The sequence below is a fragment of the Planktothrix paucivesiculata PCC 9631 genome (genome assembly GCF_900009265.2).
GTDB lineage: Bacteria > Cyanobacteriota > Cyanobacteriia > Cyanobacteriales > Microcoleaceae > Planktothrix > Planktothrix paucivesiculata.
On the sequence record NZ_LR735021.1, the window covers coordinates 204,717 to 226,852 of the forward strand.

A 22,136-nucleotide genomic window follows, 5' to 3' on the forward strand; every position below is an offset into this window, starting at 1 on the left:
AAAAAGTTGCTCCAGTCATCGAGCAAATTGAAATGAGAAGGGGGGTCAGCTTATAAATCTCTGGGTAAAGATGTATGAAAATTACAAATTTTATTGATATTATTCAATTGAGAGCTTTAATTGAGCCAGATAAAACCTCTTTTATTTTTCTGCAAGACGGAGAAAGAGAAGCCACCAAACTTACCTATAAAGAATTAGAGCAACAAGTAAAAGCGATCGCATCTCAACTGCAAAAGATCGCCAATCCTGGGGATCGAGCTTTACTTCTCTACCCACCAGGACTTGATTTTATTACAGCCTTTCTTGCTTGTTTATATACTGGAGTAATTGCAGTTCCAGCCTATCCACCCCGACGAAATCAACATCAGTCTAGGTTAGAAGCAATCATTGCAGATGCTCAACCGCTAGTTGTTCTAACTACAACTGATTTGTTAGCAAATATTAGCAATCAAATAAGCCAAAATCAGCAATTCTCAAACTTGCAATGTATCGCTACTAATAATCTGCTGAGTAGTGAAAATTTTACTCCTTATCAAGCTACTTCAGATACCCTGGCTTTTTTACAATACACTTCAGGATCTACAGGTACGCCAAAAGGTGTAATGGTTACACATGGCAATTTATTGCATAACAGTAAACTAATCCAGACTTGTTTTCAAAACACACCAGATAGTTTAGGAGTGTCTTGGTTGCCACCTTATCATGATATGGGATTGATTGGTGGAGTGCTACAACCGTTATATGTTGGTGGGTCTATGATTTTAATGTCACCATTAGCATTTATCCAAAAACCTTGGCGTTGGCTACAAGCTATTTCTCGCTACAAAGGCACTACCAGTGGTGGGCCAAATTTTGCTTATGAATTATGTATTAAAAAAATTACGCCAGACCAAAAAGCACAACTTGATCTTAGTTCTTGGGAGGTCGCTTTTAATGGCGCAGAACCGATTCGTGCAGAAACGCTGGAACAGTTTACGGCAGCTTTTAAGTCTTGTGGTTTTCGGCGCGAAGCATTTTATCCCTGCTATGGTATGGCGGAAGCAACTTTATTAGTTTCTGGAGGGTTGAAAACATCTCCACCGATTGTTTCTCAACTTGATGACATAACAGGGCAAAACCAAGGAGTTCCAAATGCTAATATTTCAGTAAATGTCCATAAAATTGTTAGTTCTGGTCAGACAGGAGTAGACCAAAAAATAACGATTGTTGACCCTAAATTATTAACTCCATGTTCTGAAGAGCAAGTAGGAGAGATTTGGGTATCAGGGCCAAGTGTAGCCAAAGGATATTGGCAGAAATTAGAGGAAACAGACAAAACTTTTAATGCTTATCTAGGAGATGAAGGGCCTTTTTTAAGAACTGGAGATTTAGGAATTTTGCACAATGGGGAACTTTATGTTACAGGTCGCCTAAAAGACCTAATTATTATTAGAGGCAAAAATTATTATCCTCAAGACATAGAATTAACGGTAGAAGAAAGTCACCAATCTATAAACAAACCTAATGCTTGTGCGGTTTTTGCCAGTGAAATTAATGGTGAAGAAAGCATAGTTATTGTAGCTGAATTAGAACGAGGTTATCGAGGATCAAATACGAATTTGAGTGTAGAGAATCTTGAGCAAGAAACGCCACTAGCTTCATCAAAAGTTGAACTAGAAGCCGTGTTTAGTAGCATTAGACAAGCGGTAGCTAGAGAACACGATCTGCAAGTTTATGCAATTTTACTGGTTAAAGTTGGGAGTATTCCTAAAACTTCTAGCGGTAAAATTAAACGCCATGCTTGTCGGGATAGATTTCTGGCAGGAACATTGAAAATATTGGGAGATTCTTATTTGCAATGCACTCAAAAACCAGCAATTCTTAATAATTCTAATGAAATAGATAATTATCAACTCAAACTAGACCAAGCTGATTTAGACCCAACCAAAGCTGATAGTGACCTTCTAATTCAGTGGTTGCGCTCCTATGCTCAAGAGCGAATCAATTCTTTTATTATTGATGAACGTCGTTGTATTCCCCCTTATATAGTCTTGGATTTCGGTAATCAAGGACTTTTAGGGATGCAAGTACCAAAGCAATATGGAGGAATTGCCCTAAGTAACGTTAGTACCATGCGAATTTTGGAGCAGTTAGGGGCAATTGACTCTACTTTGGCGTTATTCACTGGTCTGAACAATGTTTTAGGTATTCGCCCTATTCTCAATTATGCCACTAATGAAGTACGCGATCGCATCCTACCGATCCTTGCCACTGGTAGAGAACTAGCAGCTTTTGCCCTCACAGAATCAGGTGCCGGGTCTAATCCTCAAGCCATTTCTGCTCAAGCCATACCAACGAATCACGGGGGTTGGCAATTATATGGCACAAAAATTTGGAGTGGTGCAGCAGCTTGGGCAGGTGTAATTAATGTATTTGTGCAAAATGTTGATCAAAAAGGTAAACCCAAGGGTATCAGTGCATTCGTAGTGAGACAGGGCAGTAAAAACCTCCGTCAAGGGCCAGAAGCCCTGACAATGGGGATGCGGGGGATGATTCAAAACACCATCTATTTAGAGGGCGTCCCTGTAGAACCAGAACATTTGTTAGGTCAGCCAGGAATGGGGATGGAAGTTGCTCAAGACGCGATGATGTACGGGCGCTTGAGTATTGCTGCTGCTTGTGTAGGCGGAATGAAACGTTGCGCTCAGTTAATGGTACGCTATGCTGAACGCCGATCTATTTCTACTGGACGGCTTTTAGATAATCCTGTAACTTTAAAGCGCCTAACAGATTTAACGGCAGCAACGGCGGCAGTTGAATCTTTGGTTTATCGCATAGCTACTCTACTAGACTTGGGGTATCCCGTTCCCGTAGAAGCTTACACAGCTTGCAAAACCTCTGCACCAGAATTTTTCTGGCAAGCGGCTGACCATCTAGTACAACTACTAGGGGGACGTGGCTATATTGAGACGAATATTGCACCCCAGATTTTACGAGATGCTAGGATTTTAAGGATTTTTGAAGGGCCAACAGAAACGCTCAACAGTTTCTTAGGTTCGCGCTTAGTTCATCACGGCGAGGAACTCGCTCGATTTTTGAGCGAAGGATTGAATGCTGCCACAATTTCTCAACGTTTGCAAGCTTTAGCAGCACAGATTTATCATCAATATAGTGAGTCGAAAGAAGATCCCATTACTGCAACTCGTTGGGCTTATCTACTCATTGGTGAACTTGCAACCAAAGGGATTTTGTTAGCTGCGGCTGAGTGGGCATATACACGCGCTGAATCACCACATCTACATCAAACTGTTACTTGGGCACAACTACAATTTGAGCAAGCAATTGCGAACACGCTTTCTCAATTTGAAAATCATGCTCTTTTTTGGCAAGCAAACAATATTGTGGAAAGAGTTAACAGCTACGTTAATAATATAGGCGAGCTAGAACAAAATTTAGCAGGTGAAGATCGTGAATTAGATAATTTTCTGCGTAAAAATATCAATAAAAATCTTGATAATGATCCTATAGAATCTAAGGCATTAATTAAATTTGAGCAAATTAAACAGGAGAACAAAGTTTTAGATAGCCCAGATGTTACAGAAACACAATTAAGCAATAATTATCAATCTATTCAAGATTGGATTGCTAATTGGTTAGCTGGCAAATTAAAAATTACTGTAGAAAAAATTAATATCAACCAATCATTTTCAGACTATGGCTTAGATTCAGTAACAGCTATAGAACTATTACACGAGCTCAACCAGTGGTTAGCAAGCGCTTTAGAATTAGAAACATATCTAATTTGGCAATTTCCAACTATTGCTCAGTTAGCTAATTACATAGCTGATCAATTAGAAAAAATTTCTTCCCCTAATACAGTGCAATTTAGTTTACTACCAGATGAGGCTATCGATCTCAATTCTGAAGCAATTTTAGAGTCAGAAATCACTCCTATATCTAACAAATCTTCTATTATATCTCAATCATCAACCATCTTTTTAACGGGAGCAACTGGATTTTTAGGTGCTTTCTTATTAGCAGAATTATTACACAAAACATCTGCTAAGATTTATTGCTTAGTCCGAGCAGTAGATGAAGATAAAGCTTTAATGAGAATCCAAAATAACTTAGATTATTACTCACTTTGGCAGTCAAAATTTAGTAATAGAATAATCCCTGTATTGGGTGATATAGATCGTCCACAATTAGGTATTAGTAATGAATATTTTGCCAAACTAGCGACAGAAATAGATCTGATTTATCACAATGCGGCTGTGGTTAATTGGGTATTTCCTTACTCTAGCCTAAAGTCAAGTAATGTATTGGGAACTCAAGAAGTTTTAAGATTAGCGACTCAAAGCAAAATTAAACCAGTACACTATATCTCAACAACAGCAGTATTTGAATCTCCATCCTATGCGGGAAAAGTAGTTTGTGAACAAGACCCTTTGATGTTTAGTGAAGGGATTTATTTAGGCTATTCGCAAAGTAAATGGGTAGCAGAAAAATTAATAGCGATCGCACGAGATCGAGGTTTACCTGTTTCCATTTACAGACCTCCGTTAATTTCTGGACATAGCAGAACAGGAGAATGGAATATTGATGATTTTACCTGTTTGATGATTCGAGGTTGCGTGCAGATGAAAGCTATGCCAAAATTAGATTATCTGATGGATCTCGCGCCAGTTGATTTTGTAAGTCGTTCTATCGTTTATTTATCACAACAGCCTGAATCTTTAAATCAGGTATTTCATTTGAATAATCCCTATCCTCTTCATTGGAATAAGTTTATCGAGTGGATACTTGAATATGGTTATCCAATTGATCAAATTCCTTATCAAGACTGGCTCAATCGCCTCAAAGAAGAATCAAGTTCTACAAACAATCCTTTATCACCGCTATTAAGTTTTTTCCTCAAACAATGGTCTGACACACAACTAACTATACCTCAAATGTATCAGCAAAAATCTAAACCGAGAATTGACTGTCAACAAACTATCTTAGCCCTGGCTAATAGTGGAATTACTTGTCCTCGATTAGACGATCAATTGCTGCATACTTACTTTGAATATCTATTAAAAAAAGGAGGACTAAATCCACCAATTTAATTGCTAGAGATAAATTAATTAATGCACAAAAAAGAGATAGCTTTAATCACCAATGACTCATCTAAATTAATGAAAAACCCCCAACTTCCAAATTGTCTTGTTAATCCAGTCCAAAATATTATTTGGATTGGTGGTAGAGCAATTTACCAACATTGGTTTAAACTAAAATGTCAAGGAATAGATAATATTCCCCAAGAGCAAGCATATATAATTGCGGCTAATCACGTTAGCCATCTTGATGGCCCAGCACTGATAGCAGCCCAAGGTAAACATTTTAAAAATGTTTATAGCCTAGCAGCAAAAGATTACTTTTTTCAAGAACCGTTTAAAGCTTGGGTGTACAAGAATTTCTTTAACATGATTGCTTTTAAACGAAAAAGTAATTTTTTAAGTTCTGTGCGTTACTGCCAAAAAATTGTTGCTGAAAATAAAGTAATTGTTTTTTTTCCAGAAGGAACTCGTTCTGTAACAGGTGAACTGCAACCACTAAAACTAGGGCTAGGCTTATTAGTGGTTCACTTAAATGTTTTGGTTGTTCCTGCTTATATTTATGGGACTTATCAAGCTTTGCCTAAAGGTAGACATTTTCCTAAACGACATCCAATTTATGTAAGTTTTGGCTTACCTTTAGACTTCAGCCATTATCAAGCTAAAAAACATCTACTTGACAATCGGCAAATTCAACGAGAAATTATTAATGATGTGTATGTAGCGATTGCTCAATTGCGTGACAATTTATTAGGAGGTTTGAATTATGAAAACTTGGGGACATAAATGGGGGTTTGCCGATACCCAGTTTGTAATTAATGAGGATCGCTCTGTAACTTTGACAGGCGATCGCTACAACCTATCAGGTTATAAAATGCCTTATTTCCTTCCCTATATAGAAGAACAATTAGGTATTGAAATTAATCCCTATGACCAACAACAAGAAATCACAGAAAAGTCGATCAACCCTCCAACCATTAACAAAGATTTTTGTCAAGCCTTGGCAAATATATTTCCTAGCAATCAATATACTTTTGAAGATCGAGAACGCCTGTTTCACAGTCATGGACAAAGTGCTTTTAAAGAAATTTACAAAGTTCTTTATTCTAAATTAGACCGAACTGTAGATATGGTATTTTACTGCCAATCAGAGTTAGATGCAAAAACAATTATCAATCTTGCCATAGAACATAATATTTGTCTTGTTCCTTTTGGAGGCGGAACTAATGTTAGCTGTGCTTTAAAATTACCAGAAAACGAAAAAAGAATGTTAGTTTCTGTAGATATGCGACGAATGGATAAAATTGAGTGGATCGATCAAGAAAATCTCCGCGCTTGTGTTCAAGCAGGAATTACAGGTCAACAGCTTGAGGAACAGTTAAGAAATGATGGTTTTATTTGCGGTCACGAACCTGATAGCTTAGAGTTTTCGACTTTAGGCGGTTGGATTTCTACAAATGCCAGTGGAATGAAGAAAAATCGCTATGGTAATATTGAGCAAATTGTAGAAAATATTACTCTAATTACTCCCAAAGGCACAATTGAACAAATACAACCAACCCCCCGCTCTTCCATGGGAATACAGATTCAAAATCTCTTATTCGGGAGCGAAGGAAACTTAGGATTAATTACCAAAGCCGTGATTAAAATTAATCCTGTTCCCGAAGTAAAAAAATATGGTTCTCTCGTTTTTCCTAACTTCGAGTTAGGAGTAAAATTTTTATATAACTTAGCTCATAATGGATTTGTACCAGCTAGCATTCGCTTAGTTGATAATAACCAATTTCGCTTCAGTCAAGCACTTAAACCAAAGTCAACTAATATTAAAACATGGATTGATAAACTCAAAAAAATCTATGTATTAAATCTGCGTGGCTTTAATCCTAACCAAATGGTAGCAGCAACTATTGTGATGGAAGGCTCTGTTCAAGAAGTTGCCTATCAACAAGCTAATATATATGCCTTAGCCAAAAAATATCAAGGTTTGGTATCGGGGGCAGAAAATGGAAATCGGGGCTATATGCTAACTTATGCTATTGCCTATATGCGCGACTTCTTATTAAAGTTTTATATTATGGGTGAAACATTTGAAACCTCTGTTTCTTGGAGCCAAATTCATCAACTTTGTCAGGCTGTTGACCAGACATTGAAAGAACAACATCAGAAATTTAATTTACCTGGAAAGCCTTATCTGTCTTACCGGATTAGTCAAATTTACCATACAGGGGTTTGTTTATATTTTATGTTTGGCTTTTACAGTAAAGGAGTGGAATACCCAGAAGTAGTTTCTACTCAAATCGAGCATTCTTTGAGACAAGCAATCATGGCAAATGGTGGGTCTATTTCTCATCATCATGGTGTTGGCAAAAGTCGCCAAGAATTTATTAAAAATACTCTGTCATCTGATAGCATTGAATTAATTAAAGAGATTAAACAAGCTAACGATCCGCAAAACATTTTTGGAATCGGCAATTTTTCGAGAGATAGTAAAACTATATGAACAAGTTTAATGGTTTAGTAGCATTAATTACTGGGGCATCTTCTGGTATTGGGGCAGAAATTGCCAAAGAACTCGCTCGTCAAGGCGCAAAGGTAGCACTTTTGGCAAGACGCATAGACCGATTAACAGCTATAGCCACAAAAATTGACCCTAGTGGTCAAAAGGTAATAGCGATTCAGTGTGATGTAGCTATAGATGAAGAAGTTGAAAAAGCTGCCAGTTTTGCTCGAAGTAAGTTCGGCAAAATTGACATTGTTGTTGCCAATGCGGGTTGGTCTTTAAAAGGAAAAGTAGCCGACTTAAGCGTGAATGATTATCGCAAGCTATTTGCTACAAATGTGTTTGGAGTTCTTAACACAATCCACGCTACCTTAGATGACCTGAAAAAAACCCAGGGAAGATTAGTGGTGATTAGTAGCGTTAAAAGTTACATTGCCTTGAGTGGTGATTCTGCTTATAGTATGAGCAAATTTGCTTTACGGGCTTTATGCGAATCCTTATCTCAAGAATTAGCTGCTGATGGGGTATCAGTAATACACATTTGTCCTGGGTATGTGGCAACGGAAATTCGCCAAGTCGATAACGAGGGGGTTTGGCATCCAGATTGGTCAGATTCTATTCCGTCAATATTATTAATCTCTCCCACCCAAGCCGCCAAAGAAATTGTGAAGGCGATCGCCCAAAGAAAACCGGAAAAAGCCATTGCGAACTATAGCAAAATAATTATTTTTATGAAACGCCATCTACCTGGTTTAGTCAGATGGATCATATTCAGATTCAAAATTAAAGTTTCTTATAAAATGTGAGGATAATTGTGGAAATTTTCAATCCGTTAATTGTACCAACGCTGACTCTTTTGGGGGGAGAAATTGCGATCGCGCTATCCTTTTTCACTCTATTTGCCATCATCTATCGACGGGATGCAGCTAAAATTAAACATCATGCCTTAAAATTAGCCATCTTAATTGCCATTGGGTTAATTTTAATTGGTGCCGCTGGACTGGGAAAATACGGATTGCTCCCTGTGACTTTATTATTAGCCTATTTTGGCTGGCAGGAATTACTCAATACTGTACAAATAAAGTATGGTGCTATTCCTTTACCCATGTTGTTACAACTGTTAGGAACAGTTGGAATTGTTGGGGGTCTGTGGGAAAATCCTTTAGCAATTTTCTTCGGGGTGATTGTTGCTACTTGGGTCGGAATTGCCATCCCCATTTTTATTCTTGATAATCCCCCACCCATGTACGGAATGTTAACGACAGCTTTTGGCATGGTTTTGATCACCCTACCCCTCGCCTGTTTACTCACACTGGTTGATTCGGCTTATCAAGAATTTAATCTTCTCATCTTACTGGTTTTAACCCATGATGGTTTTTCTCAAGGGGTTGGTCAAATCTTAGGAAAAAATCCTCTGATTCCTAAAATTAGTCCTAATAAAACATGGGAAGGAACTATAGGAGGACTGCTATCTTGTCTACTTTTAGGTGGTTTTGCTCATTTTATCTTACCAGAATGGCAGCTTTGGCAAGTTTTATTATTATCAGGAGCAGTTGCTTTTCTGGCACTCACGGGTGATTTGATTGCTTCTTGTCTCAAGCGAGAAGCAGGAATCAAAGATTTCAGTCAAATCTTAGCAGTAACAGGAGGAATTTTAGATAAGTTTGATAGCCTTATATTTACAATTCCAATTTTTTATATTATCGTGAATTTTCAACATCATCTCAATTTTTTGATGAATTAAGGAGCAAAATGTTTAGTCCTATTCTGCGTCAACTTGATTTAGCTAACAGTTTAACTTTAACTGGATTAGTTTTGAGTTTTTTTTCGGTTCTGTTTACAGTCAACGGGCATTATAATCAAGCCGTAATTTGTATAATCTATGCTGGCATAATTGATTTATTCGATGGGTTTGTTGCTAAAAAAATTTCTCGTACAGAATTACAGTCCGAAGTGGGTAAGCAATTAGATAGTATTGTAGATCTTTGTTCCTTCGGTTTAAGTCCAGCAATTTTTGCGTACTGCTTTGGATTGAACGATTTATTATCGATCGCCATATTAATATTTTATTTAGCAGCCAATGCTTTGCGATTAGCATATTTTAACACCACAGGTTTAATAAATGAAGGAAATGAACAATATTATACAGGCTTACCTGTTACTTACACGGCTCTGTTTATTCCTTTGGTATTTACAGCGAGATTTGTGTTGCCGGATAACATAATGAAGTTAGTTATAGAGGGTCTTTACTTACTATTAGCTTTAGCAATGTTAGGAAACTTTAAAATGCTGAAGCTGCGCGGTATTTGGTATGCCATATTTGCTTTTGGTGCAATTGGACTAACGGCTGTATATGTTTGGGCGATTGCTCTTGGCATATAGTTATAGCATGATTAATAATAAAGAGCCTTGAAATCAGCAGAAAAAGCGCAAAACTGGCAAAAGCTATAGCAAAACTTAACCACTAGAAAAATGCAGACTTTCCTTTTGATTTGGTTTGGACAGCTAATCTCTCTAATTGGTTCTGGGTTGACTCGCTTTGCATTGGGAGTGTGGCTGTATCAGACTACTGGCTCATCAGTACAATTTTCGCTGATGTATGTATTTGCTGAATTACCTTATATTATCCTTGCTCCTTTTGGAGGCGCAATTGCTGATCGATGGAATCGACGTTTGCTGATCATTTTAAGTGATATCGTTGCCGCTCTTTGTACTCTTTCTATTGCTTTGCTGATGTGGCAAGGTGGGTTACAAATTTGGCATCTTTACCTAGCAGTTGGAGTCAGTTCTGCTTGCAAAGGATTTCAACAACCAGCTTATTATACAATCCCAACGCTCTTTGTTTCTAAAGAAGATTTTGGTCGGGCTAATGGTATGATTCAACTCGCTCAAGGAGCAGGGCAATTATTATCGCCTATCTTAGCTGGAATATTAGTCGATACAATTAAAATATATGGAGTTATTTTTATTGATTTTATTACCTTTATTATAGCTACATCAACACTAATATTTATATCATTTCCTAATGTTGCTCATCACCGTTATGGTAACTTTTCTCCAACTTCACTGTTAGAGAATATCGTTGAGGGTTGGTATTATATCAAGGCTCGTCGTGGTTTATTAATGCTCCTAATATTCTTTTTTATTACTGACTTCACGATTGGGTTAGTACAAGTATTAATAACTCCAATGGTGTTAAGTTTTACCAATGCGAAAGTTCTAGGTCAAATTTTTTCTATAGGTGGAAGCGGTTGGTTATTAGGAGCTATTTTAATGAGTACCTGGAGCGGTTTTAAGCGGAAAGTTGATGCTGTCTTATGCTTTGAATTTATATTAGGCTTTTCAATTTTAGTAGCAGGTTTGCAACCTGAACCAATATTAATTAGTGCTGCCGCTTTCTGTGCTTTTTTTAGCGTTCCCGTTATTATTAGCTCTCATAATTCAATTTGGCAGGTTAAGGTTGACCCAAAAGTTCAAGGTCGTGTTTTTGCCTTGCGGGGAGCGATCGCTTGGGCTGCTTTTCCCTTTGCTTACCTTGTGGCTGGCCCTTTAGCAGACTATGTATTTCAGCCTTTATTACTTCCAGATGGATTACTAGCAAATAGTGTTGGTCTAGTGATTGGTGTCGGCCCAGGCAGGGGTATTGGCTTACTATTCATTTTAGTAGGAATATTTGTAATATTGGCAACAGTTGCTGCTTATAATTATCCAACTATTCGCAGGGTAGAAGATGAATTACCTGATATTGAATAGCCAACTCAGTAGATCGAAAAATTCTGTGAAATCGAATTTGCTCTACACAATCGCCTCTGGGCCTCGTTCGGCCTGAATCTTGATTTTTTCATCAACATTTGTCTTCTGCCCCATGTTCCAGAGTAGTATTAATACTCTTGATTTTAAGGTAAATTAACATACTTTTGGCTAAATTAGTCCAGCAATTTGTCTAAGGCTGTTTGAGCAATTAGTTCCGCTTTCTCTGATGTGACTTTTTGATACTGTAACGTGGTCTGGATACTACTATGTCCCATCAATGCCCGTAATTCTTCTAAACCCATTAACCCGACTCGCTCGGTGGCAAAAGTATGTCTTAAATCATGCAATCTAGCGTCTTGAAGTGTAGGGACGAGGGCGATCGCGTCTTTCCAGTCTTGATAGGCTTGGCTGTAGCTAAGGCGGCTGATCTGGAGGGTTTTGGGGTGCTGGGCGACAAATAAGGCGGTGGCCTGGGGAGGGCGAGTCCCCTGAATATAGCGTTCTAAGGCTTGGGCTGCATCGGCACTGTAGAAGCACCAGCGTCGTTTATTGCCTTTACCGATGACTTGGAATTTGCGGTCGGAGGAGTTGATTTGGTCGAGATCTAAGGCGAGGACTTCACTAACTCTGGCCCCACTGCGGTGTAGTAAACGGACTAATGCCATGAGTCGCCAGTTGGAGAGGTGGCGGATGGCTTGATATAGGGCGTTGAGTTGATGGGGTTTAAGGTAGCGGATCGTGCTGTCTTCGTGGTGTTCTCCTTGCTGGGCATCGGGTTTTCTGGGTTTGAGGCGGGCGATGGGGTTGAGGGGGATATAGCCTTCATCTACGGCAAAGTTCATGAGGGCGATGAGGATGCGTTGATGGCGGCGATGGGTGGTGTAACTCAGGTGGGTTAAGGAGTCGAGGTAGTCGCGCACTTGTTGGCGATCTAGCGTTTTAATGTCCGAGAAGCCATACTGTTGTAGGAAGGGAATCAGGGTGAGTTCATAAGACTTTCGGGTAGCGGGGGAAAGTTCAGGACGCTGTAAAAATTGGGTAGCAATTGTAGCAATTGTGGTTGTCATAAAACAGGAATTATGCTGAAATAAGAAGAGGTTAATCACTACTGTTTTTAGCATATTTTAATGCACACTTTAACATCGGAATTTCTGCCCCAACCCGAGGAAACCCTGGGGGAATACGTGCGACGGCTGCGAGGACTGAAGCGTCTGAGTCAAGAGCAGTTGGCGCAAGGGTGTGGGTTGCATCTGCAAAGTATTGGCAAGATTGAGCGGGGGTTAACGACTCGTTTGAGTCAGAAGGCGAAACGGGGTCTGGCTCAGGTTTTGGGGGTTCCGGTGGCGTATTTGGAGGCGGCGGTGCGGGGGACGGGGGTGGAGGTGTCTCAGGCGCTGAAACTGTGTCTGTGCTGTTGGACACCGGGGACGGCGCCGGAGTTGGGGTGGCTTGACCCCAGGGCCAAGTTTTGTTTTTTGTGTGGGGGGGTTTTGTGCGATCGCTGTTCCCACTGTTCTCATCCCATTACTTCTGAGCAATATCGGTTTTGTCCGATGTGTGGTCAGTCTTATCGGGATGGAAAGCACAAAGCTGTTGATTTGAGAAAGACAGAGCAGAAATAAGAGTTAGAAAATAACCCTCTTTTATCACTAAGGGGAATTTGAACGAAGTTACGCCCTTTCAGCCTACGGGAAATTAGGCTTTTCCCTTAAAGTGATAAAAGAGGGAAATAAGTAGGTAGGCAGGAAGAAACCAAAGTATGTAAAGATAAATGAAAAGGGAGAAGAAATCTACCGAGGTCATGAAAATATGGGTGCTCGTTTAAGGGTATTTCTGACTGGGTAGTCGCCGAGATACGTGCAAAATGGGACACTTTGTAAACAAATATTGCAAAATGTCTTTTAATGATTTAAAAACTTGCCCAAAAATGGTACTGAAACATTCTAGTTTTTGGATACTTAAATCCACTGTTAACACTATTCAGTCTTTCAAACTTGCCCATTTATGACCTTTTTAGGGGATGTTTTACAAAAGAGGACACGCGGAATCCAGTGTTGAAACAACGTAAAATCGTGGATTTTAAACATTAACGTTACAAAACTTTACAACGTGTCCCATTTTGCAGGTATCTCGGTGGCTACCCTAAAAGGGTTCTACAGGATATTAAAAGGAGATTACGGAAAAGCAAAGATTGCTTTTCCCATTGATAAAATAAGTTGATAAATTGAAAGTTTACAGAGAATCTCTGGTTTGAACCTAATTAGTGAAAATTTCTGCTTTGGCGGGAAAGTCGGCTTTTATCGCCATTTTTGCTGCAAGTTGTCCTAGCGAGATGGGATTTTCCGTCGATCAACCGCCCCAAGCTCAATCTCACCCTGTTACCGTACTTTACTACCTTTCGGGGTTAACCGGTAGGTCAGAAAACTTTATGATTAAAACTGGAGTCCAACGTTTAGCCGCCCCATACGGTTTAATGGGGGTTGCACCCGATACAAGTCTCCGCCATACCAGAATTTTAAGGGAAAATGACGACGGGGAGTTAGCAACTGGGGCGGGATTTTATATCGATGCCACCTTGATCAGAGAATTTCTGAATATTATCGACAACTGAATACCGCTTTGGGATAAGCGATCCGTTTGTGATTGACTTGTTCCCAAACTCGGACAAAGATTTCAGCAATTTTTGCCATTTCTGCCCGGGTTAAACCCGAATCTATTAATTGATTATCTTGCCATCGAGCTTTTAATATTTTATTCACCATATTTAATGCTTCTTCGTGGGTAGCATCCTTAAGTGATCGCAATGCCGCCTCACAGGAATCTGCTAACATCACAATACCGGTTTCCCTAGATTGGGGAATCGGCCCATCATAGCGAAAATCCTCTTCCCTAACTTCCAACTCAGGATTTTCTTTAGCCATTTGTTGGGCTTGATAATAGAAATAAGCAATCTGCATACTTCCTTGATGTTCAGGAATAAACGATTGAATCGCTTTTGGTAAACGATATTTTTTTGCCATTACTAACCCCTGGCTCACGTGCTTTTTAATAATTTTGGCACTTTGCCAAGGGTCATCAATCCGATCATGTTTATTCGTTCCCCCCATTTGATTTTCAATAAATCCTAAAGGGTCGTGCATTTTTCCAATATCATGATATAAAGTTCCAGTTCTCACCAATTCCACATTACAGCCCAATTCTTGAGCGGCGGCTTCAGCTAAAGTTGCCACAAACATAGTATGTTGAAATGTTCCGGGTGCTAGGGTTGCTAATTTTTTTAATAAGGGTCGATTAGGATTTGCTAACTCAGCTAATCGAATCGGAGTAATTAAATCAAATAGATGTTCTAAATAGGGACTTAACCCCAAGGCGACAATACTCCAGGCTACTCCTTCTAATACTTGTAATCCCACAACCTTGAGCAGAACATACCAAATTGATCCCGCCGTTGCACTCGCCATTAAATTAAAAATTAAGTAAACAGCGCCTTGAGCAATTCCCACCTCTAACCCTAGTAATGCTAATTCCTCTCGACTGCGAGATTGTCCCGCCAACAGACTGGCGACCAATCCGCCCACGGCACTAGCGAGCAAATGAAAACTATCAATTTCCATCCCAATTGGTAATAGCAGCGAAAGCAGACCGACCACCGTTACGCCCACAGCCGAGCCATAAAAACTTCCTACTAATAAACCCACCGCAGGTAAATTAATCAGAGGTAATTTTAAGAGAATAATAATCGGTGTACTCAAGGTCAGGAGTAATAATAACAACCGATCTCGACGTCGTAAACCGCGATGAAATTTCCATTCCACCAATAAAACAATTCCCACTCCTAGGCTGACTAATCCCACTAACTTAATCAACCCCTTAGAATTAATTCCCCGTTCACTTAAACCAAAATAATCCAGCAAGACAAAATCCCGTTGAGTAATTTTTTGTCCTTTGTTAACAATAACTTCTCCCTGACTAATATTCACCAACACCGGTTCAATTTTTTGCGCGACTAACTCCGCCCGGTGTCGAGTTGCTTCGAGATCTTTAACTAAATTGACTTTTAAAACCTGATTCAACAAATCCATAGCAAAGAATCGAGTTTCTGTAGGAATCGTATATCTAACATGAACTTCTATGGCTTTTTTTAAGACTTCATCCGGTACACCCGGAGCAATCCCCTGGGTTAACATCTCCTGAATAATTTGAGCAATTCCCTGTTGGGTTTGTAACCAAATTGGCTCAGACCAACTAAAAATCGACTCATTATAAAAGACTTTTTGATCATTCAATAAGTCCTGGGCAAAAGCATTCAAAGATGCCGCATATCGCCAACGAGCTTGGGTCACGTCAGACAACAACTCGGAAAATTCAACGGGGGTTGTGCGCTGACGATAGACTTGTAATTGTTTGAGGGTTTTTTGGCGAATTTCAGCTAAGTTAGCTTCTTGCCAATCGGTAAATTTTGTCGGGTTTTTTTTATTGGGGGTTTTTGGCGTCAGGGTCGAGGGAATTTGTACACTTACCTGTTCGACTTGGGCGATTAAATCTTGCCATTCTCGTTCGGGAACCCCGCGCAGATAACGCTGAACTTCCGTGGATAAAATTCCCGTACTGACAAAAGGAAAGGGTTCAGCAATTTTTCGGATTGACGTGCCCTGGGCTAATACCTTTTGAATGGTTTGCTCAATCTCTTGATTAACAGCATGATCAATTACTAGGACGGGAATTGAGCCAATTTCAGCCGCTTTGCGCTTTTCATCGGTGGTTTTCAAGTCAGGGACAATAGCATCCCAGGGGGCGTTAATAGTTTCCTGGGCAACACGGCCGACATTTAATTTTGGTTGGTTGTAAAATCGCACGCCGATGACGCTTGTTAAGGAAACCACACTCACCAGGAAAAAGGTCGGACTAGCCAAGGAACTCAATTTTTTGTTGACTTTTCGGGATTTAGAATTGGATAAAAATGAAGAGTTAGAACCGGATGGTTTCGGGGTTGAAGGCTGTATGGGAGACGAGGCGGAATGGGCGCGGCTACAAAGCCGTTCAATCTGTTGCGTCAGAGTAGGTCGCGTATTCATCTGCTTGGAAACTAGATCAAGGGGTGGAGCAGCCGTTTGAATTTAATTGTATAGTATTGTTTTGAGTTTTTAAGGAAAGCGAATCACCATGGGTTTTCCAGGGCGATATACACCTGACCACAGGGCAAACAAGTTCTGAGCTAACTGTAGCAGTTCTTCCTGAGTGGGGTTGAGTTTTAGGGGATTATTTTCGATTTCTGGAGCAGTTGCAAGCCGAACAGAGGCGTCTGGAAGCTCTAAACGCCATTTGACTGGAATTCCGATTAAGCCTTGATAGGTGCCGGATAAGGCTCCACTAATGGCGGCGGTGATTTCAGGGTGATATCCCGTTTGTCGCGATCGCAAAACCGTTAAACCATAGTTTTCTGGGGTGCTGAGGAAACAATAGAAGCCCAGGGCCAAGGCCGTCCAATTTTGAGGCTCAAAATCTGCCAGAACCCTCTGTGGTGGCTTTGGGGTCTGGGTCAGTTGACGAACCGCCGTTTCTAAACTGGCTTTTTGCTCTAAGAGGGTTTGAACCTGTTCTAATTTAGCGCTCAAGACCGATTCCGTCGGTAATTGCTTCAACAAGTTAGGAATCAGTTGATCGAGTTCGGGATTTTGAGTCAGGATCTGGGCGATCGCCATAGCCATGGCCAAAACCCCATCCCAAACCGAGGCTATTTGTTCGGGTTGATTCGCTCCCAACTGTTGCAAAGCATTCAAATTATCGTGAAAAAACAAGGCCAGTGGGAAGCCAACAATAGCCGCCTCACTGCCTGAATTTAACCCCTGTGGGAATGGGAACGCAGGTTTTTGAGAGATTTCCCATTTTAGAGGTTTTTCCCTCTGGTTCGTCACTCCGGCCCAGTAATCAAGGGGATGAAATCCCTGATGTTGAATTAAGCTTTGAGCGAGTCCGGGAATCAGTTCCCCCCAATTCAGGGAAGAACCGGGAGATTGGGTTTCAGACCCGTGTTGCAGTTGACCCAACTGATAACCGAGGATTATTCCGAGAAAAGCCCCTTGAAATTGGCCAGATAGTGAATATGGGTTCATGAAGCCGATGCTAAGGGGTTTTGCCCCTGCAAATGATCAACCAAAGCCCGTAGTCCCAATCGGTAACTTTCGGCCCCAAATCCACTAATTTGTCCAATCGCCACTGCGGCGATAAAAGAATGATGCCGGAAGGCTTCTCGACGGTAGATATTGCTCAGATGTACCTCAACGGTCGGAATTCCAACACCTGAGATAGCATCTCGAATCGCAATACTGGTGTGAGTATAGGCTCCAGCATTAATTAGCAAGCCTTGGTGTTGCCCGAATGCGGAGTGTATTGCATCCACCAAAACCCCTTCGTGGTTAGACTGGATGATCGAGAGTTTAACTGGGAATAACTGAGCTTCCTGTTCCAACAATCGATTAATTCCTTCTAACGTTGTTTTCCCGTAAATTTCCGGTTCTCGCTGACCCAATAGATTCAAATTGGGGCCATGCAATACTAAAAGACTTAGCAAAGGATTAACCTTAATCAAATGTTAAATTCACTACCTCCGACGGCGCGGCTCATCCACGGGTACAGGAATTGGCTCCGCTTCGGGTTGAGTCGCCGGGCCCAATAGGGCATCAATAAGCTCCCGTGCCCATTCTTTTAATTTTTCCAGTATTCTATCAATGTATTCCATTGAACAAAAAGCTCCTCGCTGTAAACTAGCTACGCAACTGGACTGGGGGTTAAGGTTAACCGAATGGTTAGCCCAATCACCGCATAAAGCTCAAAACTTAGGCTTGCTATAGGTTAGCAAGTTTTATCTTTAACAGATATCTCCTATCTATTTCTTATTCTATTATCTTACCCCATTATGGCTCAAAATTCTATAAAAATTTCTAAAATTTTAAGGATTTGGTAATAGGACAATTTAGAATAATCCCCTGAATTTAGGGGTTTGACAGCCCGGAACCCTCTCCTTGCACAATCATATTTCCGATGAATTGAAAAAGGGTAGGATTAGGGTTGCTGATCGGAAACCGTTGGACTGAACCCAACGTCCAGAGAAACTGTAATAGATTAATCTTAACAATTTTTCCGGGGATGTTTAGGTATTGAATTGCACAATACCACTCTCAGCATAACGAATCTTTACAAATTTAGGCAATAGCTTGACAATTTTCTGTTTTTCCTCAAAGGTCAACCCTGACCCAGCAGATGACGACGCAGGAGGTCAAGGGCCGTACTCGCACTGACTCGCCGTATCCAATCCCGACCTCGTTTTTCCCCAAACCGACATTCCAGACTCTCTACTGACCCCTGGGGCGTCGCTAAACCAATGTAAACCAGTCCGACGGGTTTGGCTGCCGTCCCTCCCCCTGGCCCAGCAATTCCGGTAATACTTAAACCCCAAGTGGTTTGCAAAAGATTTTTTACACCGACGGCCATTTGTTCGGCCACCACGGCACTCACGGCCCCGTATTCCTCTAAATCATCGGGGTTGACCTGGAGGATAGCCGCCTTCACCTGATTATGATAGGCAATCACACCCCCCAAAAAATACTCAGAACTGCCGGGAATTTGGGTCAGGATTTGTCCTAAACCTCCTCCAGTACAGGATTCGGCCACACTCAAGGTGGCTTGATATTCTTGTAATAATTCCCCTACCACCGAGGCGAGGGTTTGACCATTGGCCCCATAACAATCGAGTCCGGCAATTTCTCGGAGTTGGGTTTCAATCGGGGTAATTAATTGTTGGGCAATTTCTGGAGATTGTGCCCGGGCAGAAATTCTTAATTTTACCTCTCCATGATTAGCATAGGGGGCAACGGTGGGATTTTTCAGATCCAGGAAATCAGCGACTTTTTCGGCTAAAGTAGATTCGGCTATTCCCCAAAATTTTAGGGTACAACTTTGAATAATTCCTTGACACCAACCATTATTTTTCAGATAGGGAATTGCCACATCTGACCACATTTGATAGAGTTCTGCGGGAACCCCCGGAAAGGTTAAAATTGTGAGTTGATCTCCCCGGGGTTTCCAGATAATTCCGGGGGCAGTTCCGGTTAAGTTAGCCAGAATTTCTGCCCCTTGAGGAATTAGGGCTTGTTTGCGATTACTCGCCGACATCACCCTTCCCCGTTGATTAAATTTTTCAGTGATATCTTCAATAATTTCCGGTCTTTCTATCAGGGGAAATCCAAAAAAATCAGCGATGGTTTCAACGGTTAAATCATCGGGAGTCGGCCCTAAACCTCCGGTAAAAATTAATAATTGAGAACGTTCAGAGGCGATCGCAATTACTTTTTTTAGGCGTTCTCGATTATCTCCGACCACACTTTGATAATAATGGGGAATGCCTAATTGAGCCAATTGTTGTCCCAAAAACTGAGCATTGCTATTGAGGATATCGCCCAACAGGAGTTCCGTCCCGACACAAATAATTTCAGCAACCATAAACTTAAAATAAGATAGATTATCAATATACCCCTAATTAATAAACTCAAACCTCCTCAAAACCCTGTTCACTGACTGATGTTATCAAAAGCACAGATACAATAAGGATAAATCAACAGTATAAAGATTAACCTGTGTGCTGGGACGGAGATGATCATGGAAACTCAACTGGCAAATCGTTATAAACTGATTAAACCCTTGGCAACAGGGGGTTTTGGTCAAACCTTCCTAGCTCAAGACTTGCATTTACCCCATAATCCCTGGTGTGTGGTTAAACAACTCAAACCCATAGCTAAGGATTCTAATACCCAGCAAATTGCCAAACGTCTGTTTATTCAAGAAGCTGATATCCTACATCGTTTAGGACATCATGAACAAATTCCGAGTTTGCTGGCTCATTTTGAACAAAATCAGGAATTTTATTTAGTCCAGGACTATATTGAAGGTCAACCTTTAAATGAATTAATTATCTCGGGTCAAGCTTGGTCTGAGGGGGATGTAATTATTTTATTACAGGAAGTTCTGCACGTCCTGGCATTTGTTCATGAAAATCAGGTGATTCATCGAGACATTAAACCTGCTAATTTAATTCGTCGTCATCAGGATCATAAAATTATTTTAATTGATTTTGGAGCCGTTAAAGAAGTGAGTCTTTGTTCGATTAATTCAACGGGTGAAACCACTTTAACAGTTGCGGTGGGAACACCTAATTATATGCCCAGTGAACAGCAAGCTTTTAAGCCTAAATTTAGCAGTGATATTTATGCTTTAGGCATGATAGGTTTGCAAGCTTTAAGTGGTTTATCCCCTCGTCAATTTCCCCAAAATTTAGAAGGAGAATATTGTTGTCGCGTGTTACCGACTCCTCAACCTATCAGTCAAGCCTTAGCCAATATTTTAGATAAAATGGTGCGTTATGATTATCGCCAACGTTACCCCACAGCCCAGAATGCTTTGGAGGCAATAGGGCAGTTAACAGAACTGTTTGAACAGTCTACTATCACCTTTAATCTGCCCCATCTTACGAATACTGATGTTTCGAGCACTACCCAAACGGTTTCCTCCACTATAATAATTTCTAGTATTTTCCAAGAACAATGTCGTCAAACTTTAGCAGAATTTATTGGCCCCTTTGCTAATTTTATTGTGCAAGATACATTAATAGAATTTCCCCAATTAACCCCACAAGAATTAGTGGATAAATTAGCGGCTAATATTCCTGATTCTAACGAAGCTAAATCTTTTCGACAACGTTTAAGAGATTAAAAGGATTATCAGTCTATCTATCCTGCGGTCATTAATTTCGCTGTTGACCTAGCCGTTGCATCGCCATTTGTAAACTAATTTTCATGCGAGTAAAGGATTTCGCTAACGTACCCACTTCATCGGTACTTTTTTGTTCAAATTCTGCATCCATATTCCCCGTACTAACAGCTTCTGCGGCATTAGCCATCCGTTTTAGGGGTTTAACTACATAGCGTTTGAGCCAAATATTGACTAACAAAATTGTTACGGCAAAAATACCAACCACAATGGAGATAATAATAATTTGGGATTGACGCATCCGATGATAAACGGTATTGGCGGGAACAAAAATAACTTGAGCCCCTACAATTTCGTTCAGTTTCCAACCAAAACCATTCTCTGACCCATAACGGTCAATTAAACTTTTTGGAGCCTTATTGGGTTGACTATGACATTCTAAACAACTGGCTTCAGATATCTGAATGGGACGAGCAATATAGAAGACCTTACCTGTGGGAAATTCACGAAATGATTCTAATTGTTTTAAATTAGGATCATTTCTAAATTGTGCAATTAATTTCTCCTCAAAAGGATCGGCTTTATCGCGTAAATTAGTGGGATTGAGAGTTGCTTCTTTATAAAAAAATTGATTCCACTCGGGGTCTTTTCTCAGAATTTCAAACACTTCTCGGGAGGCATAGGTGGGAACACTTTGAGGCAAAAATTCCGTTGCTATTTGTGCTTCTAAATGGCTGGTAACTTGGGTATGCGTATAATCACGGACTGCATTCATTGTTTTTAGTAAGATCATGGCTTCGGAGTTAAATTGCATTCGCGCATTAGTATTGAGAACTCCTGAGAGCACAATTCCACTTAAAACCGTTCCTATTAAGAAAACTAGAACTAACAAAAGTGTAAATTTCTGATTGAGCTTCAGGGAGGGGATGATTTTATTGGGTTGGATGAATGACATTTTTAATACCTTGTTTTGAGTTCCAGAACCGTTGATTGATCCTAAATAGGGGGAATAGGCAATAGGGATTTATTTTTCGATAATAATTCAA

At 40.3% G+C, this 22,136-nt stretch carries 17 protein-coding genes; 10 read left to right on the top strand and 7 right to left on the bottom strand.

Annotated elements, in window-relative coordinates; genetic code table 11:
- The first annotated feature begins 74 nt into the window (after nucleotides 1-74).
- The 7 genes from PL9631_RS18130 to PL9631_RS18160 all read left to right on the top strand — a co-directional run bounded on the left by PL9631_RS18130 (nucleotide 75) and on the right by PL9631_RS18160 (nucleotide 11,328).
- Nucleotides 75-5,087, top strand: a complete 5,013-nt coding sequence (locus PL9631_RS18130; protein WP_083622461.1) for a thioester reductase domain-containing protein — start codon at nucleotides 75-77, stop codon at nucleotides 5,085-5,087.
- A gap of 21 nt (nucleotides 5,088-5,108) precedes the next feature.
- Nucleotides 5,109-5,861 (top strand): lysophospholipid acyltransferase family protein, encoded by a 753-nt coding sequence (locus tag PL9631_RS18135; protein ID WP_083622462.1) that lies wholly within the window; start codon nucleotides 5,109-5,111, stop codon nucleotides 5,859-5,861.
- 52 nt (nucleotides 5,862-5,913) lie between these two features.
- Nucleotides 5,914-7,575, top strand: a complete 1,662-nt coding sequence (locus tag PL9631_RS18140) for an FAD-binding oxidoreductase (protein WP_197046421.1) — start codon at nucleotides 5,914-5,916, stop codon at nucleotides 7,573-7,575.
- Nucleotides 7,572-8,381, top strand: a complete 810-nt coding sequence (locus tag PL9631_RS18145; RefSeq protein WP_083622465.1) for an SDR family oxidoreductase — start codon at nucleotides 7,572-7,574, stop codon at nucleotides 8,379-8,381. Before PL9631_RS18140 ends, PL9631_RS18145 begins: the two co-directional genes overlap by 4 nt.
- Before the next feature lie 8 nt (nucleotides 8,382-8,389).
- A complete protein-coding gene (locus PL9631_RS18150; RefSeq protein WP_197046422.1) occupies nucleotides 8,390-9,319 on the top strand; it encodes a phosphatidate cytidylyltransferase in 930 nt (309 codons plus the stop codon).
- Between the two features lie 8 nt (nucleotides 9,320-9,327).
- Nucleotides 9,328-9,957 carry a CDP-alcohol phosphatidyltransferase family protein gene (locus PL9631_RS18155; RefSeq protein WP_083622468.1) on the top strand — a complete coding sequence of 210 codons (630 nt, stop codon included), beginning with the start codon at nucleotides 9,328-9,330 and terminating at the stop codon, nucleotides 9,955-9,957.
- Nucleotides 9,958-10,047: 90 nt separating this feature from the next.
- On the top strand, nucleotides 10,048-11,328 hold the full coding sequence (locus tag PL9631_RS18160; protein ID WP_083622470.1) for an MFS transporter: 1,281 nt from the start codon (nucleotides 10,048-10,050) through the stop codon (nucleotides 11,326-11,328).
- A gap of 173 nt (nucleotides 11,329-11,501) precedes the next feature.
- On the opposite strand, the gene PL9631_RS18165 is transcribed toward PL9631_RS18160, so the two are convergent.
- A complete protein-coding gene (locus tag PL9631_RS18165; protein ID WP_083622471.1) occupies nucleotides 11,502-12,395 on the bottom strand; it encodes a tyrosine-type recombinase/integrase in 894 nt (297 codons plus the stop codon).
- A 60-nt stretch (nucleotides 12,396-12,455) separates the two neighbouring features.
- Between PL9631_RS18165 and PL9631_RS18170 the strand changes: the two genes are divergently transcribed.
- Nucleotides 12,456-12,950, top strand: coding sequence for a helix-turn-helix domain-containing protein (locus PL9631_RS18170; RefSeq protein ID WP_083622473.1), 495 nt, complete (start codon nucleotides 12,456-12,458; stop codon nucleotides 12,948-12,950).
- 641 nt (nucleotides 12,951-13,591) lie between these two features.
- Nucleotides 13,592-13,939: an alpha/beta hydrolase-fold protein gene (locus tag PL9631_RS18175; protein WP_083622474.1), complete on the top strand. Its 348-nt coding sequence runs from the start codon at nucleotides 13,592-13,594 to the stop codon at nucleotides 13,937-13,939.
- Here the strand turns inward: PL9631_RS18175 and PL9631_RS18180 are convergent.
- The 5 genes from PL9631_RS18180 to PL9631_RS18195 form a co-directional block, all read right to left on the bottom strand.
- Complete coding sequence (locus PL9631_RS18180; protein WP_083622476.1) at nucleotides 13,926-16,403, bottom strand: HD family phosphohydrolase; 2,478 nt, start codon at nucleotides 16,401-16,403, stop codon at nucleotides 13,926-13,928. The two genes, PL9631_RS18175 and PL9631_RS18180, sit on opposite strands and share 14 nt — an antisense overlap.
- A 69-nt stretch (nucleotides 16,404-16,472) precedes the next feature.
- Nucleotides 16,473-17,441, bottom strand: a complete 969-nt coding sequence (locus tag PL9631_RS18185; protein ID WP_083622477.1) for an ADP-ribosylglycohydrolase family protein — start codon at nucleotides 17,439-17,441, stop codon at nucleotides 16,473-16,475.
- Nucleotides 17,438-17,899 (bottom strand): type II 3-dehydroquinate dehydratase, encoded by a 462-nt coding sequence (gene aroQ, locus PL9631_RS18190; protein WP_083622613.1) that lies wholly within the window; start codon nucleotides 17,897-17,899, stop codon nucleotides 17,438-17,440. The genes PL9631_RS18185 and aroQ overlap by 4 nt, the downstream gene beginning before the upstream one ends.
- Before the next feature lie 30 nt (nucleotides 17,900-17,929).
- The gene (locus tag PL9631_RS26260; protein WP_197046423.1) at nucleotides 17,930-18,067 is read right to left on the bottom strand and encodes a hypothetical protein; all 138 of its coding nucleotides are present in this window, start codon (nucleotides 18,065-18,067) and stop codon (nucleotides 17,930-17,932) included.
- Between the two features lie 503 nt (nucleotides 18,068-18,570).
- Nucleotides 18,571-19,827, bottom strand: coding sequence for a competence/damage-inducible protein A (locus PL9631_RS18195; protein WP_083622479.1), 1,257 nt, complete (start codon nucleotides 19,825-19,827; stop codon nucleotides 18,571-18,573).
- Between the two features lie 156 nt (nucleotides 19,828-19,983).
- On the opposite strand from PL9631_RS18195, the gene PL9631_RS18200 reads away from it, so the two are divergent.
- Nucleotides 19,984-21,093: a serine/threonine-protein kinase gene (locus tag PL9631_RS18200; RefSeq protein WP_083622480.1), complete on the top strand. Its 1,110-nt coding sequence runs from the start codon at nucleotides 19,984-19,986 to the stop codon at nucleotides 21,091-21,093.
- A 31-nt stretch (nucleotides 21,094-21,124) separates the two neighbouring features.
- On the opposite strand, the gene PL9631_RS18205 is transcribed toward PL9631_RS18200, so the two are convergent.
- Nucleotides 21,125-22,045, bottom strand: coding sequence for a c-type heme family protein (locus tag PL9631_RS18205; protein ID WP_197046424.1), 921 nt, complete (start codon nucleotides 22,043-22,045; stop codon nucleotides 21,125-21,127).
- Nucleotides 22,046-22,136 lie beyond the last annotated feature (91 nt).

What these genes read in the sequence shown, in the direction of transcription:
- PL9631_RS18205 (WP_197046424.1), bottom strand. Translation starts at nt 22,045, where the DNA reads ATGTCATTCATCCAACCCAATAAAATCATCCCCTCCCTGAAGCTCAAT.
- PL9631_RS18165 (WP_083622471.1), bottom strand. Translation starts at nt 12,395, where the DNA reads ATGACAACCACAATTGCTACAATTGCTACCCAATTTTTACAGCGTCCT.
- PL9631_RS18200 (WP_083622480.1), top strand. Translation starts at nt 19,984, where the DNA reads ATGGAAACTCAACTGGCAAATCGTTATAAACTGATTAAACCCTTGGCA.
- PL9631_RS26260 (WP_197046423.1), bottom strand. Translation starts at nt 18,067, where the DNA reads ATGGAATACATTGATAGAATACTGGAAAAATTAAAAGAATGGGCACGG.
- PL9631_RS18160 (WP_083622470.1), top strand. Translation starts at nt 10,048, where the DNA reads ATGCAGACTTTCCTTTTGATTTGGTTTGGACAGCTAATCTCTCTAATT.
- PL9631_RS18130 (WP_083622461.1), top strand. Translation starts at nt 75, where the DNA reads ATGAAAATTACAAATTTTATTGATATTATTCAATTGAGAGCTTTAATT.
- PL9631_RS18180 (WP_083622476.1), bottom strand. Translation starts at nt 16,403, where the DNA reads ATGAATACGCGACCTACTCTGACGCAACAGATTGAACGGCTTTGTAGC.
- PL9631_RS18155 (WP_083622468.1), top strand. Translation starts at nt 9,328, where the DNA reads ATGTTTAGTCCTATTCTGCGTCAACTTGATTTAGCTAACAGTTTAACT.
- PL9631_RS18195 (WP_083622479.1), bottom strand. Translation starts at nt 19,827, where the DNA reads ATGGTTGCTGAAATTATTTGTGTCGGGACGGAACTCCTGTTGGGCGAT.
- PL9631_RS18170 (WP_083622473.1), top strand. Translation starts at nt 12,456, where the DNA reads ATGCACACTTTAACATCGGAATTTCTGCCCCAACCCGAGGAAACCCTG.
- PL9631_RS18145 (WP_083622465.1), top strand. Translation starts at nt 7,572, where the DNA reads ATGAACAAGTTTAATGGTTTAGTAGCATTAATTACTGGGGCATCTTCT.
- PL9631_RS18135 (WP_083622462.1), top strand. Translation starts at nt 5,109, where the DNA reads ATGCACAAAAAAGAGATAGCTTTAATCACCAATGACTCATCTAAATTA.
- PL9631_RS18185 (WP_083622477.1), bottom strand. Translation starts at nt 17,441, where the DNA reads ATGAACCCATATTCACTATCTGGCCAATTTCAAGGGGCTTTTCTCGGA.